Here is a 15,405-nt window from a genome sequence, read left to right as displayed (position 1 = left end):
TCTAACGGGTAAGCTTCAGTTTGGCAAAGAAGTCCCATAATACGATACCTGCAGATACTACAATATTAAATGAATGCTTGGTGCCAAACTGGGGGATCTCTAAACAGGTGTCTATTTTGGCCATTACATCGTCGGCCACGCCGTTTACCTCGTTGCCAAAAATAAGTGCAAATTTTTGCTGGGGCAAGGGTTGGTACTCGTGCAGCATGGTGCTGTTTTCGGCCTGCTCTACAGCTATAATAATATAACCATCTTCGCGAAGCTGGTCTACCGCGCTTGCGGTATCTGCGTGGTGGGTCCAGTTAACCGATTGAGTAGCACCCAATGCGGTTTTTTCAATTTCGCGGTGGGGCGGCTGCCCGGTAATGCCGCATAAGCAAATTTGCTCAACGGCAAAGCCATCACCGGTACGAAATATAGAGCCTACATTATGCATACTCCGCACATTGTCCAGCACTATAGCTATGGGCAGTTTTTCCTGCTCTTTAAACTCATCAACCGAAACCCGGTTAAGCTCGTCTAACTTTAATTTTCGCATAAATACTTATAAAACATTAATGGTTCACTGCTGACGCGATAGGGCTAATTTAGGCCTGTTACATCAGCAGTAAACCATTAAGTTATGTCTTTTTCTTGTTAGTTGCTCAGTTCGTGCACACCATCACAAATGCTGGTCGCATACACTGAAGGAGCATAACCAACTTTGTCGGTATAGTAAGCAACCAGGTTGTGGCGGAAGCTATCGAACGCATCGGCTTTAACAATGGCAATGGCACACCCGCCAAAACCAGCTCCCGTCATACGAGCACCCACTACATTTTCGTCAGTTTTGCTATATTCAACAATGGTATCCAGTTCTACACCGCTTACTTCGTAATCATTTTGTAATGACTCGTGCGAGGCATACATCAAACGGCCAAACTCAGCTAAATTATGCTGAGCCAAAGCTTCGGCAGCTAATTTAACACGGTCGTTTTCTTCAATCACGTGGCGGGCACGTCTTAATATAACATCGTTATTAATCAGGTAACGATACTGTTCAAAAGTGGCGCCGTCTATATCGCAAAGGTGATTAATTTTCAATTTCTCTTGCAAATTTGCCAAAGCCTGCTTGCATTCCTGTACACGCTCGTTGTATTTAGACTCGGCCAGTTTGCGGGGTTTGTTGGTGTTAATTACTGCTAAAATGTTATCGCCTAAATAGGCATCAACAGCCTGGTAATCCAGCGTGTCGCAATTCAGCATCAGGGCCTTATTGGCTTCGCCAAAGGCTACGGCAAACTGGTCCATGATACCACTGCTTAAGCCGATAAAATTATTTTCAACAGATTTAGCCATTTTAACCAGCTCAAGCTTGCTATAATCACTTTTAAAAAACTGATTAAATGCAAACGCCGTAGCAATTTCAATAGAGGCGGATGATGATAAGCCCGAACCGATAGGTACGTTGCCGTAGTACAACACGTCAAGGCCTTCTACCTTTTTACCATCGGCTACAAAGTGGTGTAAAACACCCAAAGGATAGTTGTACCATTCGCGGCCGGTTTTGGTATAAGATGTTTGTACACCAATTTCATAAAACTCCTCAAAATTGATGCTTCTGAAACGGAAAACATTATCCTGGTTAGGTGCAATAAGCATCCAGGTGCCAAAGTTAATGGCGCAAGGCATTACTAAACCGCCGTTATAATCAATATGCTCGCCTATCAAATTAACGCGGCCAGGGCAAAAGTAGCTTCCAAGTGCCTGTTGGTCAAAAACCGTTTCAAATTGCTGTTTAAGTTGTTCTAAATTCATGGTAAGCAAAAGTATAAAAGCTACTCAAATTTTGGGCGATTTATTTAGTTGTAATTTTTACACTTACTAAGTTTGGTAAGGAGAAAACAGAAACGCTTAATTTGGCTGTATGCAATCGGTTTAAACAGTATTTGCTAAACTTTAAAACTAACAAAACAGGCAGCACTGGTAGCTTGTTGAACTTGGTATATACTTAAGATTATGAAACAATACGTAATTACCGCTTACGATTTTACCGATGCTGATGCCCTGCAACGCCGCATGAATGTACGTCCTCACCACTTAGATAAAGTTAAAGAGTTGAAAGAAAACAACAATTATATAGCAGGAGGTGCGATTTTAAACGCCGAAGATAAAATGATAGGTTCGGTGATGATTGTACAGTTTGAGAGCGATGAGCAAATGGAAGCTTGGAAAAACAGCGACCCCTACGTAACCGAACGCGTATGGGAAACTATTGATGTAAAACCGTTTAGACAAGCTACCGTCTAAATATTTGTCAGGTATGCAATCAAAAAGTCCTCCCCTTCAGGGGAGGACTTAGGTGGGGCTGACTTTCTATTGATTATTCATTGCATCAAACAGTTCTTCGCGTTTGGTGCGGAGGTGTTCGGCCTGGCCGATAGCGGCTTCGTAGGTGTCGTTTTGCAGGGCATCAATAGCGCCGGCAATAAAATCCGCTACAGGCATGCCACCATGCGACTGGCTTTTATCTTCGCGGCGGTCGTGCCCCAGTTCGGTATCCACTGCTGGCGGAGCAATTTCAAAAACTTTAACGTGCGTATCCTTTAGCTGATGCCTTAGCGACAGCGTTATGGAATGAACGGCGGCTTTAGTAGCACAATACACCGGCATAAATGCTAAAGGTGCAAAGGCCAGACCCGACGAAATATTAATAATAGCCGCTCCGTTTTTATCGCGCAGGTGAGGCGCCAGCAGCGATGACAGGTGAATGGGCGCAATCAGATTAGTTTCAATTTCTGAGCGAACCCGGCTTAAATCGGTCGGCTGGGTAAGGTCAGTTAATAGCTGGACGCCTGCATTGTTAATTAAAATATTAACATCAGGGTAGTTGGTTACCAGCCATTCTACCAGTTCACGGCGTTGCTGCTCGTCAGCCACATCGCATACGCGGGTAATAATGCCTGGATGCTGAACGGTGATTTCGTTCAAGCGGTCTTCGCGCCGGCCGCAAATAATAACGGTATTATCGCGCTGTTTAAACTCCTGTGCGAAAGCCAAGCCAATGCCCGAGGTGCCACCGGTGATTAGTATAGTATTATGTGAAAGTTGCATAAACGTTTTTAGAATAAGGTTTTATAGGCAGGCTTGTTTTAGCTTCGGCAACATTAGTTGCTATTGTTGCGGCAAGAAGTCGCGAACGCTTACTGCTTAAGGTCGACAGAGCCAGCTATAATGACAAAGGCAACCGCATTCATCAGCAGTTGCCTTTGTTAAGTTAGACCTTAGTTTTGTGATTATGCCTGTGTTATACTTTCCAGTTCCTGCATATCGGCTTCGGTTAGGTTTACTTCCAAAGCCTTCATGTTGTCTTCCAGGTGCGATACTTTAGAAGTTCCCGGAATCAACAGAATATTATCGGCGTGATGTAACAGCCAGCTTAAAGCAACCTGATGAGCCGTTGCCTGGTGTTTTTCGGCCACACGCTGCAAGGCGGTTTCGCTTTTAACATTGCCGGCACTTAGCGGATACCACGGGATGAAGGCAATGTTGTGCTGTTTGGTATACTGCAGTACCTCTTCCCATTTACGGTTATCTACGCTATACATGTTTTGTACCGATACCACTTCAAAAAACTCCTGGGCTTTTTTAATATCATCTACACTCACCTCTGATAAGCCAATGTGTTTTACCTTACCCTCGTGCTGTGCTTTTTGCAAAAAGGCAAAAGTGTCTTCGGCCGGTACATTGGGGTCTATGCGGTGTAACTGGTACAAGTCAATACGCTCCAGTTTCAGGCGTTTTAAACTGCCTTCCAATGCTTCCTGCAAATGTTTAGGGCTGGCATCAACAGGCCATTGGTTAGGGCCGGTGCGCAGCAAGCCACCTTTGGTACCAATTACCAAACCATTACCGTATGGGTAAAGCGCCTCTGCAATCAGTTCTTCCGAAACGTTAGGGCCGTAGCTGTCGGCGGTATCAATAAAGTTTACACCTAATTCAACAGCACGTTTTAAAACGCGGACAGATTCATCATGATCTTTAGGCGGCCCCCAGATGCCTTCGCCGGTAATACGCATGGCGCCGTAACCCAAACGGTTAATGCTCAGGTCGCCGCCTAATTCGAATGTTTTTTTAAATTGAATATTATTTGCCATGGTTTGTTTAATTAACAGATGTAGCAACATATAATAATGAACTATGTTGGCAGCTAAATATCAGTGCTGTATCATAAAAGTAGTTACGGCTTCATTTCAGTAGGTTGAGTGAGCAGCGATGCAGTTAATCCGGCCAGCCCAACACTTACCAACGTGTTACGTGCTTTAGCATTGGCCGAAAAGCCCAATAACCAGGGCGCACCTAAGGCAAACAAACTTGTAGTAAAATCGATCAGCAAATGAGTTTTGAAAGAAATAATTTTAGCAGCAACCCATTCTGCTTTAGTGAGCAGGCTATACACAAGCGCACCACCAGCCAGTGCACGGCAAAGTGTTGTAGCGCTTTTTTGTTCTTTAAATTTTAGCAGTTCGGGCAAGATGGCAACGGCGGCACTGTAGGCATAGTCGATACCGCCGTGTTGTTGACGAGTGATGGGCTTATTCATGATGATGTCTTTGAGAAAAAGAACATCATATAAATTAAAATTGTTTAATTTAAAAGAAATAGCGGCGTCTTAATTATGCAAAAAAAAGCAACCTGAATATCCAGATTGCTCTCTATAAAGTATGCTAATGCTACCGGTGCGTATTAACTGTTATTGAGTAACAATTACTCCCAGCCAGCACCTTTTTTAGCATGACCGCTTTTGATATGTTCTTCGGCAGTGGCTTTGCTCATAATAGCAGCCATTTTGTTGCCGTCGCTATCTTTGCCGGTTGCAATGTAACGTCCCGATTTAACGTCGATAACTGGGTCAACCATTGGTACGTTTTTAGTTTTGGTTTTTACCGAATATGCAGTAATACCACTCGATGCAGGTTTCTCACTCTTAGCCTTAGCCATAATAAATAAGTTTAGTTTGTTTAATCCTAAACTTAAAATATATTGGTTTTGTTTGTTGAAACCAGCACATTTTAACCCGTTTGTGTAACATTTTGGTTAAAATGTAGTTAGTCGCTCCGCTTTGTCATTAATCAACTATTGTTTTTTGGCTTGAATGGAGTTAACCATGGCTTGAGTGTCTTTATGGCCTCTGGGTGGTAGGCATCGTCCAGCACGCAAATAGCTACGCCTTTAGCAGCTGCAATGCCATATGGCTTTACTGAGCTACTGTCCTTCAAAATTTTGACGGTAGTTACCCAATCAGCTTTCATGTGCTTCAAACCTTCTGAGCTAATCAAATACTGCTGGTTGCCCGACTGTATAACTGTAAATTTAGGCACTGTATGATATTGCATTAATGCTGTGGAGCCGGGCCTGATGATGGGAGATACTCCCGGAACCTCGCGGCTTTGTGCAGATGCATTAAATGATACCAGGCCTAATACCATTACTAATCCAAAAATTTTAAGGGTAGTCATATATTTAAGCGCTTATTGATGATTACAGTAGAGCATAACAAATGTTTAGAAATTTACACTCATGCACAGCATTGGTGTAAACGTGGCTTTATTAAGTGCATCAGCACTTGTTGGCTGCATATGCAATTTAGGTTTAAATTTTACACTCAGGTCAGGACTCATAGAATAAGAATGAATAAATTTTGCATCAATATAAGCATCAATAATTTGTAAGCCCCATGCACCGGCAAAACAGAGATAGTAAAATTGTGTATCGCGTTGTGCACCATTTACAGCACTTTCCAACTGGTTTAAAGTAATTCCTGTTTTCTTGTAATCAGTATACAACTGGTATTCGGGCATATCTTTACTTACAAGTGTCGCGTTGCGGTAGTATTTGTAAACGGTGAGATGTTGCTTATAGTAACGGTAATTATTAATGGCTGAGCCTATCAGGGTACCCAAACCAGCATAAATTACAGGTAGTTTCCACCACTGGTGGTTATACAACTGGCCGTAACCAGGTAGCATGGCCGACCGCTTTACGGCAATTAGCGGACTATGTGCCGAATCTGGTAGCGTTCGTTTTTTAAAATGATTTTTTTTGTTGAATTAACCGATGTTTTAATGGAATCCGCCGGTAAAGCCGGAGCGGCAACTATTACGCTTACAGAAAGAACACTAACCAGCAGCGGCAATAAATTTTTGATAATCATTAAATTGTGGTGTTTAAGTGTTGAGCTTAAACGCAGCTTAATGAGGCTTATTATGCAGAAGTATAAACAGTATTTTCTTAGGCCTTATTGTAACATTTATAAGCGCAAAGTATATATTACCCTACGAGTGCTTATTGATCAATCTATAATTATCTTAAACTATCCGTTGCTGAGCAGGTTGCTATATAAAAGGATGAAAGTGATGAAGATAGGAGAGGAGTTGCAAAAGTTATTGAGCAAAAGTTATGAGCCATTAACCCTTATTGAAATGCCCTTTAAACGCTATGATTTGGCATTTAAAACGGATGATGCAGGCAGGCCGATTTTACTTTTTATAGGCAAAAAAGATGAAAAAGGCCAAATTAAAGGTGAACGTTTTGCTCGTCGGCTACAAACCGGACCAGATGGAGCAATTATAAAAGACCATTGGGAAAATAAAGGGCCGGCCAGTTGAGTTAATAATAAAGACAAAATCACGAATCAACAAAAAATAAGCAGAGCGATCCAACTAAACTTTTACTTGACATTAAAAATGTGGTAAGAGAAGCGATGGTATCATGCCTGTTTTTAGTGGGTTGATAAATGACTTGCAATAATTTTGATGATTTTATAATAATTAAATTTTTTTAATAAAATATTTGCAAGGTATTGGTGATTACCTTACATTTGTAATAACAAAAAGAAAAAACACTGTAGGATGGTGAAATTTGGCAGACACACCTCCTTGTCCCGGTGGCGGAGAGTTTGGGAACCGTTTAGCAATAAGCATAACCACTCCATGAAGGTTCGACTCCTTCTCCTACAGCTCTTCTCATAATTTAGGTTTATAATTGGTTAGTAAAAGTCCCCCTGCCCATCAGGGGGCTTTGCTTTTTATAAGCTTTTTCAAACCGATCAATTCGGTAGGTCTTGGATTTTTTCAAATGTTGGCATTCTATTTTTGATAAAAATTTTTGCTTTTGGCACGATTTTGAATCCTTGTTAACTACAAACATTAAAAATTATCTACCATGAGATCATTACTGTATATTATCGCTGTAGTTTTAATTATTGGATGGGCTATCAGTGTATTTGCCTATTCGGTATCAGGTTTAATCCACATTTTACTGGTGCTGGCCATTATATCTTTAGTTTTAGGCATGTTCAGAGGCCCGTCATCAACTACTGTAGTATAAGCGCTACTGTAAGTATAAAAGCAAACGGGGATGCGTCTTACAAGACGCATCCCCGTTTGCTTTTAAAAACGTTCAACGTTAATCTTTTATACCTTCAACATTTACCATAATACGGCTTGGGTGCGGCATGCCTAATGTTTTGCCAGGATAAGTTTTTACATAATAACTTAGATAGCCGCTTACAATGCCTTTCATTACTTTAATTCGGTTTTCCTCATCGTCATAAATTACGGTTAGCGGCTTGGCAAAATGCAGTTTACCTTTTTCGTCCACGATTAACTGCATTTTATCAGAAAAATCTGCGTAAGCTTTGTGTATGGTTATGGTGTACTCGGGCGAGAGGTAATTGTCTGACACAAATTCGTTGGTTAGTGGATTGGGTCTGTCTAATTGTTTTTTCTTAACCGTTACATTTTTGCTCAAGCTTTGCATCACTACAGGATCAGTTGCGGCAAAGGCTTTATTGATGTCCTTTAAAGATTCACTTACCATTTTTTGTACAAGCAAAGTATCGCGGCGTGGTGGTATCTGCAGCCGGGCAGGGGTAGTGTGCAGTACATTTTTGATGTAATCGTTGCTGTACAGCTTCATGTAAATGTTACTGTTATCTTCGTCAATGTGCATGCTGCGCACGTACAGCACCTGAAAAATGATACTGTCTTTGCTCAGGTGTTTTACTTTAAGCCACGAGTGAGCTACATTAACTACCGAACCGTGATCTAAAATAACCTCCTGCTTAATAAATTTCTGTAGCACGATACTGAAAATTCTTACCGTATCGTCCGATAAAAAAGTCACCTGCCATTCGGGTTCGAGATGATAGCCTGCGTTGTTAAAGCCTAAACGGTTGTTATACTCCCGGCGCACCTCGGTAAAAGCAATACCATGCACTTTTTTAAACGATACTTTTTTAACAGGTTTAACACTTTTAGAAGCTGCTGTTTTTTGGGCTGGCGGGCTTTGCCTGCAGGCGGTTAACAGGTGCATTACAGCCAGCATTGTCGTTAAAAATACGGGCAGCCTTTTCAAAAATATCATAGTGTTTAACAACGTAGTCTGGCAGCCAAAATAAGCCTAAAAAGGCAAAATCGCAATACGCTTGATGGAGAAGCGATGTTTGCTTGTTGTTACCAAATTGAGTTGAACTATCGTATGCCTCGGTAGCGGTGTCTGTTTGGGTAAGTTTTACCCGACTGCAAAAAAACGACCTTATTAGCGAGTCTACTTAGTATGTTAAAGGTTGATATACAGAACATTCGGGCATCCATACAAAAAAGTAAAAAGAAATTATGGAAACAAGAGCTTGCCGGCATCCTTATGATATGAAAAGCATCTGCCTTATTTTTTGTAATCACCGCTATACTGTTAGCGTTCAAAATTTACTACCTTTCTGTCCACATTATATCCGCTGTTATATGCGCAACCTATACCTCAAACTGGCCTGCCTGGTGCTATTCTGCTGCAGCTTATTGCCGGCATTGGCTCAAAATAATTACTTGCAAATCAGCTCGCGCATAGATTCCCTTTCCGCACATGGTTTGCCTAAATCGGCTTTGGTTGAGGTAGGTAAGCTTGATAAATTAGCCCGTAAAAACGGTAGCGCCGCGCAGATCATCAGGGCTGCTATTTACCGCCTTACCTTTCAGGCTTACCTTAAGGAAAATGTACTGGCCACCAACATCAATACACTTAAAGATGATGTTAGGCGGTCGGGTTACCCGGGCAAGCCCGTTTTACAATCGCTCCTGGCCGAAACTTACTGGAGATACTATCAGCAAAACCGCTGGCAGATGAAAGAGCGAAGCCGTCTGCTGAAACCCGATCCGGACTTTACCCGCTGGGATTTGGCCACGTTGTTGGCCAAAGTGAGTTCCTTATACCAGGCTTCGCTAACCAACGCTTCGCAATCGCAGCGTACACCAGTAAGCGTACTTGACGATGTTTTAACAGGCGACAAAAATACCCGCTACCTGCGGCCCACCTTGTACGATTTGCTGGCCCACCGCGCCCTCGAATTTTATCTGAGCGATGAATCATCCCTGAATCGCCCGCGTGATGCCTTTAACCTGAACGATGACCGACTGCTGTCCGACAGCCGTACATTTGCGTTTTTAAAATTAAAAAGTACCGACACTACCGCCATACTTTACCAGGGCATCAAACTGCTGCAGCAACTTACCCGGCTGCATCTGGATGATAACAATGCCGAAGCTTTAACGGATGTAGATTTGAAGCGCCTGCAACTGGTGTACAACAAAAGCACCACGGCGCAAAAGGATTCACTGTACGAAAACGCCCTGAAAACCATCACTCAGAAATTTAACAATAAGCCCATCAGTGCGGATGCCTGGGTTTTACTGGGCCGATACTACCAGGCCAACAACAGTCTCATTGATGCACACAAGGCCTACACGACAGCTAAAGAGCGCTTTCCGGGAAGCATTGGCGGCAAAAACGCGGCAGCCGGCTTGTCGCAGTTAGATGAAAAAACGTTGTCGGCCAGGGTAGAAGAAGATAACGTACCCGGCAGGCCTATGCTGGCTTTGATGACTTATAAAAATGTAACTGCCGCAGAGGTGAAAGTATTCCGGCTTTCAGTAAAGCAAATGCAAGAATACCAGGTGATGTATACTAAAGCACTTCAGGAACTTTGGCAGTCGGACATGATGCCGAAGCAATATCAGCAAAAATTACGGGAATTTTTTAAGCTATTAAATCCCGTGCAACAGCAGTTGGTAACCTTGCCTGGCAAAATCGATTACCGTACTCATACCACAGAGTTTAAACTGGATGCCATGCTGGCAGGGCGGTACGTTTTACAGGTTAATGGTGCCGATACTACTAAGATGAGCTTTAAGCAATACGCCTCATTTTCGGTAAGTAACCTTGCTTACACGGTACGCACTACGCCCAAAGAGGACTTTGAACTGCTGGTGATGCACCGCTATTCTGGCAAGCCGATGAGTGGTATTAACATAACTGTTGAAGGTTATGGTAGTAGGTATTCAGAAAAATTAAAGCGTAACGAAACGTTTAGAAAAACCTATGAGGGCAAAACCGATAAGAACGGGAAATATTTAATTCCCAACCAACAAAACGGCAATTTTAATTTTCGGTTGGTTTGGGGTAACGACACATTGACCCGTGAAGAAGAATACATAAGAAGCGAAAGCGACAATGACGATGTTGAGCCTGAAGCCAAAACCATCTTGTTTACCGACCGTCAGATTTACCGGCCCGGCCAAACTATGTATTTTAAAGGGTTGCGCATCGAAACATTTAATCGTCAGACTAAGATAAAAGCGAGTGAAGAAATTGAACTGGAATTGAAAGGTGCTAACAGAAAAACGTTGCAGAAAGTAAAGTTTACCACCAATGAGTTTGGCACTTTCGCCGGTAGTTTCATCATCCCTCAAAATATTCTTCCTGGCGATTTTGAGCTTTATACTGATGATGGCGATTTAACGGTTAAGGTAGAAGAGTATAAACGGCCTACGTTTAAGGTAGAATTTAAAGATATAAAAGAGACTTTCCGTTTTAACGACAGTGTTAGAATAAAAGGCACGGTGATGGCTTTTGCCGGTTATGGCCTAACGCAGGCCCGCGTGGCTTACCGCGTTCAGCGTACATCAAACCTGGTTACATTTGCCAATACACAGGGCAAAGGTTTTAATAACAGGTACGCTTACCAGCCGCCGGTAGAGGTCGCTACAGATACCGTTACTACCGACGCGCAAGGCAACTACACTATACGTTTCAAAGCTTTGCCTGGCGATGAGCGGGCAGGGGCCAATACTATACACCAATACCAGGTAACGGCCGATGTAACCGATGCCAGCGGCGAAACACATTCAGGAAATACCAGGTTTAGCATTGGTACGCGCGACATTAGCCTGCAGGCATCAATACCCGGATTGCAATGGGCCAAAGACTCGGTTAAGGTGCCGGTAAGGCTAACCACGTTAAATAATCAGCCCTTAAAAGGCAGGGTGCACGTACAGGTGTATGCGCTGCAAAGTCCCGGCCGCTTGTTCATTAACCGTTTGTGGGCCGAGCCCGAATATTATACGTTAAGCGCTTCCGAATATCAAAATCAATTTCCCGACTATGCTTACCGTAATCAGGACCAGTATAATAACTGGCTGGTAAGTGCAACGCTTGGTAATCGTTTTGTTGAGATGCCGGGCAATAGGCCCGTTATGGTAAACTTAACCGAATTATATAAGCAGCCTGGCGGTGTATACCGCGTAATTATTAAAGCGGTTGCTGCAAACGGCGATACGGCAGCGGTAACGCAATACATCAATTTGCTCCAAAGCTCGGGCAAGCCTGCTGCACTCGCCAATTGGCTCGTACCGGTAAAAACTTACGTAAAGGCAGGCCAACAGGCCGAAATCTTGGCAGGGACCGGAACTGATGCTTATATACTGGCCGAGCGGTATCGCGGTGTTAAAATGGTGTCGTCAGACTGGATGCATAGCCGTGGGCAGCAAAGCCTCAAGGTGCCCGTTACCTTTAAAGACAGTGATAACGTGGCTATGCAATACCTGATGTTGTATCATAACCGGTTACTGAGCAGCTACCAGCAAATATTGATGCAGCATCCCGAAAAGCAACTGGATGTAAAGCTAACCTCGTTTCGTAACTTGTTGCAGCCCGGCCAAAAGGAGCAGTGGAAGTTACAGGTAAGCGGCTTTAAAAACGATAAGCAACAGGCCGAGGTGCTGGCCAGCATGTACGATGCCTCGCTGGATGACGTTGCACCACCCCGAAACTGGCAACCGGCTTTAGAGTTACCTAATAGGCAACACCGGTATTATACCTGGAGTGGTAATCGTTTTATCGATGAAAGCGTGACACAATCTTTTATAAACAACAGAAATTATTTTAACCCGGTAAGCCGTCAATATGAGGAGATTGATTGGTTGGGCTACAATTATTTTGGTGGTTATAATAGTATTTATCATAACCATCTAAATAAGCTAAGGCGCGCAATAAGCTATCAAACCGATGATTTAAGATTGGAAACAGTTTATAAGTCTAACGCTGCCCTGATAAAAAATGGTTACGATATCAGTGGCGTAGTCACTGACGAAGGCGGACAAACGGTTCCGGGAGTAGTGGTTCGTATTAATGGAACCAGCATTGGTACAAGCACTAACTCAAAAGGTTTTTACAAAATTAAAGTGCCTGCCGGAGATTCACTTTTATTTATTTTTATTGGCTATTCCAACCAGGTAGTCAAGATTACTAAGTCGGCTACAGTAAATGTAAAGCTTAAGCCAGACGGAAAGGCGCTAAATGAGGTGGTAGTGGTTAACTATGGCGTTCAAAAAAGGACTAACGTAACAGGGGCTGTATCGACAGTTTATGGGTATTTGGCGGGTGTTGTTCCTGGTGTGGCTATAAGTCAAGATAGGGTTACCTTAAGAGAGCTATCAAGCTCGCCCGGAACTGAAATTACATTACGCGGTAACAGCTCTATTGCTGCAGGTAATGCGGCATTGTTTGTCATTGATGGCGTAATAACCGAACAAGGCGGACTGACTACCGTCAACCCCAATGATATTCTTTCGATAGATGTTTTAAACGGGGCGAAAGCTACTGCGCTTTACGGTGCACGGGGGGCTAACGGCGTGGTGGTGGTAACTACAAAGGCCGGTGCGCAAAGCAAACTGCCCATCGTTATCCGCAAAAACTTTAACGAAACCGCTTTCTTTTACCCGCAGTTGCACACCGATGAGAACGGGCAGGTCACCATTGATTTTACCATCCCGGAGGCACTTACCAAGTGGCATTTCCGGGCGTTGGCACACACACCTCAACTGGCCATTGGTTTTGTGCAGCAGGATGTGATTACCCGAAAACGGCTGATGATTAGTGCTAACATGCCCCGTTTTTTAAGAGAGGGCGATACCGTGACCGTGTCGGCCAGGGTAAGTAATCTTGATTTGCAGCCGGTAAAGGCCAAGGTGCACTTGCAGTTGTTTAATGCCATAAGCATGCAGCCGGTAAGTTTGTTGGCCAACCCTGCCGATGCCAACCAAAGCGTAGATTTGGCGGCTAACACCAACCAGGCTATATCTTTTAAAGTGATTATTCCAACAGGACTGGATGCGTTGACCTATCGCCTAACAGCGAGCAGCAGCACCGCCGGCGATGGCGAAGAAAACACGGTGCCCGTTTTACCAAACCGCATGTTGGTTACCGAAAGTATGCCGATGCTGGTACGCTCAGGGCAAAGCAAAGCATTTAGTTTTGACAAGCTGGTTAATGAGCAAAGCAAAACGCTGGTTAATAAAACCCTGACGTTAGAATATACACAGAACCCGGCCTGGTATGCCGTGCAGGCTTTGCCTTATTTAATGGAGTTTCCGTACGAGTGTTCGGAGCAAACGTTTAGCCGGTATTTGTCTAACAGCTTGTCGGCCGCTATTGTAAACAACAACCCGCGCATCAAAACTATTTTTGAGCGCTGGAAAGCGGCTGACAGCAAAGAGCTACTATCTAACCTGGAAAAAAATCAGAAATTGAAAACAGCCCTGCTCGAGGAAACACCCTGGCTGCGCGATGCCATGGACGAAGCGGAGCAGAAAAAACGCATTGCCTTACTGTTTGACCTAAACAAACTGACCTATGAGCAGGAGCAGATTTTAAACAAGCTGCAAAGCAAACAGCTGCCCGGCGGTGGTTTCCCGTGGTTTGGCGGTAACACGGCCGACCGTTACATTACCCAACACATTGTGGCAGGTATCGGTCAGTTAAATTACATAGGGATAGCCGGTGATCAAAAATTAAACAACATCGCAGGCAAAGCCATTGCCTACCTCGATGCCGAAATATTAGCCGATGCTAAACTTCCGGGCGTTAGTGCCGATTATTTGAGTGCCATCGACATCCACGCCTGGTACGCCCGCAGTTATTTTAAAGACAAACCATTGAGTGAAGGACTAACTGACCTCCGTGCCAAATACCTAAACAAAGCTGCTAAATTGTGGCTGCGGCAGGATATTTATCAGCAGGCTCTGATTGCATTAACCATGCAGCGCCTGGGCAAGCCCGAAATTGCCAAAGCCATCACGAGGTCGCTTTTAGAGCGGGCGCAGCAAAGCGAGGATATGGGCATGTACTGGCCTGAAAACCGCTCAGGCTGGTACTGGTACCAGTCGCCGGTAGAAACGCAGGCTTTGCTCATTGAGCTATTTACCGAAACCGGCAGCAACCCTAAAGCGGTAGAGGAGATGAAGATATGGCTGCTGCGCAACAAGCAAACCACCAACTGGCGCACCACCAAAGCCACCGCTGCTGCCTGTTATGCCCTGCTGATGAAAGGCACCGATTTGCTTACCACTGATGATGTTTTGCCGGCTATCATCCTGGGTGGTAAGCCGCTGACTGAACTAAAGCCTGACCTTAAAGCCGAGGCCGGAACCGGTTACCTGAAAACAAGCTGGGCCAACGAAGCAGTTAAGCCTGCGCTGGGCAAAGTACAAATAAGCAACAATGGTAAAACGGTAAGCTGGGGAGCCCTGTACTGGCAATACACTGAGCAACTGGATAAAATTACACCTGCAACCGCCGACCTGAAACTGGAGCGTAAATACTTTATTGTAAAAACAGACGCCCAGGGTAAGGTAGTTACCGAGGTTGATGCCCGGCATCAGCCCAAAGTGGGCGATTTGCTTAAAGTGGTGGTTTACCTCAAAGCCGGCCGAGATTATGACTATGTCCACTTAAAAGACATGCGCCCGTCAGGCACCGAGCCCGTAGATGTATTGTCGGACTATAAATACAAGGACGGGTTGTACTACTACCAGGTTACTAAAGATGTAGCCACTAACTTCTTTATCAGCAGGTTAAATAAAGGTAGTTATGTGTTTGAGTACGAGCTTCGGGTAGCACAGCCCGGTAAGTTTGCTACTGGCATAAGCACCGTACAAAGTGTGTATGCTCCCGAGTTTAGTGCGCACAGCGAGGGCAGGAGATTGGCGATAGGTAAGTAATAGTTGTATTGTAAAAATCCCCGGTGGCTTCAAG

Annotated in this window: 13 protein-coding genes; 4 read left to right on the top strand and 9 right to left on the bottom strand. The window is 44.0% G+C overall.

What is annotated here, in order from left to right; all coding sequences use genetic code 11:
• Position 1 precedes the first annotated feature (1 nt).
• Both AAGR14_RS15450 and AAGR14_RS15445 read right to left on the bottom strand, forming a co-directional pair.
• On the bottom strand, positions 2-538 hold the full coding sequence (locus AAGR14_RS15450) for an RNA methyltransferase (RefSeq protein WP_342645135.1): 537 nt from the start codon (positions 536-538) through the stop codon (positions 2-4).
• 98 nt (positions 539-636) lie between these two features.
• Complete coding sequence (locus tag AAGR14_RS15445; protein ID WP_342645134.1) at positions 637-1,797, bottom strand: galactokinase; 1,161 nt, start codon at positions 1,795-1,797, stop codon at positions 637-639.
• A gap of 201 nt (positions 1,798-1,998) precedes the next feature.
• On the opposite strand from AAGR14_RS15445, the gene AAGR14_RS15440 reads away from it, so the two are divergent.
• The gene (locus tag AAGR14_RS15440; protein ID WP_342645133.1) at positions 1,999-2,289 is read left to right on the top strand and encodes a YciI family protein; all 291 of its coding nucleotides are present in this window, start codon (positions 1,999-2,001) and stop codon (positions 2,287-2,289) included.
• A 66-nt stretch (positions 2,290-2,355) separates the two neighbouring features.
• Here AAGR14_RS15440 and AAGR14_RS15435 read toward each other — a convergent pair whose 3' ends face one another.
• The 6 genes from AAGR14_RS15435 to AAGR14_RS15410 form a co-directional block, all read right to left on the bottom strand.
• Complete coding sequence (locus AAGR14_RS15435; protein ID WP_342645132.1) at positions 2,356-3,093, bottom strand: SDR family NAD(P)-dependent oxidoreductase; 738 nt, start codon at positions 3,091-3,093, stop codon at positions 2,356-2,358.
• A 182-nt stretch (positions 3,094-3,275) separates the two neighbouring features.
• Positions 3,276-4,136 carry an aldo/keto reductase gene (locus AAGR14_RS15430; protein ID WP_342645131.1) on the bottom strand — a complete coding sequence of 287 codons (861 nt, stop codon included), beginning with the start codon at positions 4,134-4,136 and terminating at the stop codon, positions 3,276-3,278.
• Positions 4,137-4,219: 83 nt separating this feature from the next.
• Positions 4,220-4,582, bottom strand: a complete 363-nt coding sequence (locus AAGR14_RS15425) for a hypothetical protein (RefSeq protein WP_342645130.1) — start codon at positions 4,580-4,582, stop codon at positions 4,220-4,222.
• A gap of 164 nt (positions 4,583-4,746) precedes the next feature.
• Positions 4,747-4,980, bottom strand: coding sequence for a hypothetical protein (locus AAGR14_RS15420; RefSeq protein ID WP_342645129.1), 234 nt, complete (start codon positions 4,978-4,980; stop codon positions 4,747-4,749).
• A 131-nt stretch (positions 4,981-5,111) separates the two neighbouring features.
• Entirely contained in the window at positions 5,112-5,498 is a 387-nt protein-coding gene (locus AAGR14_RS15415) for a hypothetical protein (protein ID WP_342645128.1), read from the bottom strand.
• 45 nt (positions 5,499-5,543) lie between these two features.
• The gene (locus tag AAGR14_RS15410) at positions 5,544-6,008 is read right to left on the bottom strand and encodes a DUF5683 domain-containing protein (protein ID WP_342645127.1); all 465 of its coding nucleotides are present in this window, start codon (positions 6,006-6,008) and stop codon (positions 5,544-5,546) included.
• 387 nt (positions 6,009-6,395) lie between these two features.
• Between AAGR14_RS15410 and AAGR14_RS15405 the strand changes: the two genes are divergently transcribed.
• Positions 6,396-6,647, top strand: coding sequence for a hypothetical protein (locus tag AAGR14_RS15405; RefSeq protein WP_342645126.1), 252 nt, complete (start codon positions 6,396-6,398; stop codon positions 6,645-6,647).
• A gap of 556 nt (positions 6,648-7,203) precedes the next feature.
• A complete protein-coding gene (locus AAGR14_RS15400) occupies positions 7,204-7,368 on the top strand; it encodes a lmo0937 family membrane protein (RefSeq protein WP_342645125.1) in 165 nt (54 codons plus the stop codon).
• Positions 7,369-7,446: 78 nt separating this feature from the next.
• On the opposite strand, the gene AAGR14_RS15395 is transcribed toward AAGR14_RS15400, so the two are convergent.
• Positions 7,447-8,406 carry a hypothetical protein gene (locus tag AAGR14_RS15395; protein WP_342645124.1) on the bottom strand — a complete coding sequence of 320 codons (960 nt, stop codon included), beginning with the start codon at positions 8,404-8,406 and terminating at the stop codon, positions 7,447-7,449.
• Between the two features lie 377 nt (positions 8,407-8,783).
• Here AAGR14_RS15395 and AAGR14_RS15390 point away from each other — a divergent pair, with 377 nt between their 5' ends.
• Positions 8,784-15,371 carry an alpha-2-macroglobulin family protein gene (locus AAGR14_RS15390; protein WP_342645123.1) on the top strand — a complete coding sequence of 2,196 codons (6,588 nt, stop codon included), beginning with the start codon at positions 8,784-8,786 and terminating at the stop codon, positions 15,369-15,371.
• The last annotated feature ends 34 nt before the right edge of the window (positions 15,372-15,405 follow it).

Origin of the sequence: Mucilaginibacter sp. CSA2-8R, assembly GCF_038806765.1 — a bacterium.
Taxonomy (GTDB): domain Bacteria; phylum Bacteroidota; class Bacteroidia; order Sphingobacteriales; family Sphingobacteriaceae; genus Mucilaginibacter.
Note: the sequence above shows the minus strand (reverse complement) of the source record. Positions and strands in the feature narration are given on the sequence as shown.

What these genes read in the sequence shown, in the direction of transcription:
- AAGR14_RS15450 (WP_342645135.1), bottom strand. Translation starts at nt 538, where the DNA reads ATGCGAAAATTAAAGTTAGACGAGCTTAACCGGGTTTCGGTTGATGAG.
- AAGR14_RS15445 (WP_342645134.1), bottom strand. Translation starts at nt 1,797, where the DNA reads ATGAATTTAGAACAACTTAAACAGCAATTTGAAACGGTTTTTGACCAA.
- AAGR14_RS15440 (WP_342645133.1), top strand. Translation starts at nt 1,999, where the DNA reads ATGAAACAATACGTAATTACCGCTTACGATTTTACCGATGCTGATGCC.
- AAGR14_RS15435 (WP_342645132.1), bottom strand. Translation starts at nt 3,093, where the DNA reads ATGCAACTTTCACATAATACTATACTAATCACCGGTGGCACCTCGGGC.
- AAGR14_RS15430 (WP_342645131.1), bottom strand. Translation starts at nt 4,136, where the DNA reads ATGGCAAATAATATTCAATTTAAAAAAACATTCGAATTAGGCGGCGAC.
- AAGR14_RS15425 (WP_342645130.1), bottom strand. Translation starts at nt 4,582, where the DNA reads ATGAATAAGCCCATCACTCGTCAACAACACGGCGGTATCGACTATGCC.
- AAGR14_RS15420 (WP_342645129.1), bottom strand. Translation starts at nt 4,980, where the DNA reads ATGGCTAAGGCTAAGAGTGAGAAACCTGCATCGAGTGGTATTACTGCA.
- AAGR14_RS15415 (WP_342645128.1), bottom strand. Translation starts at nt 5,498, where the DNA reads ATGACTACCCTTAAAATTTTTGGATTAGTAATGGTATTAGGCCTGGTA.
- AAGR14_RS15410 (WP_342645127.1), bottom strand. Translation starts at nt 6,008, where the DNA reads ATGCTACCTGGTTACGGCCAGTTGTATAACCACCAGTGGTGGAAACTA.
- AAGR14_RS15405 (WP_342645126.1), top strand. Translation starts at nt 6,396, where the DNA reads ATGAAGATAGGAGAGGAGTTGCAAAAGTTATTGAGCAAAAGTTATGAG.
- AAGR14_RS15400 (WP_342645125.1), top strand. Translation starts at nt 7,204, where the DNA reads ATGAGATCATTACTGTATATTATCGCTGTAGTTTTAATTATTGGATGG.
- AAGR14_RS15395 (WP_342645124.1), bottom strand. Translation starts at nt 8,406, where the DNA reads ATGATATTTTTGAAAAGGCTGCCCGTATTTTTAACGACAATGCTGGCT.
- AAGR14_RS15390 (WP_342645123.1), top strand. Translation starts at nt 8,784, where the DNA reads ATGCGCAACCTATACCTCAAACTGGCCTGCCTGGTGCTATTCTGCTGC.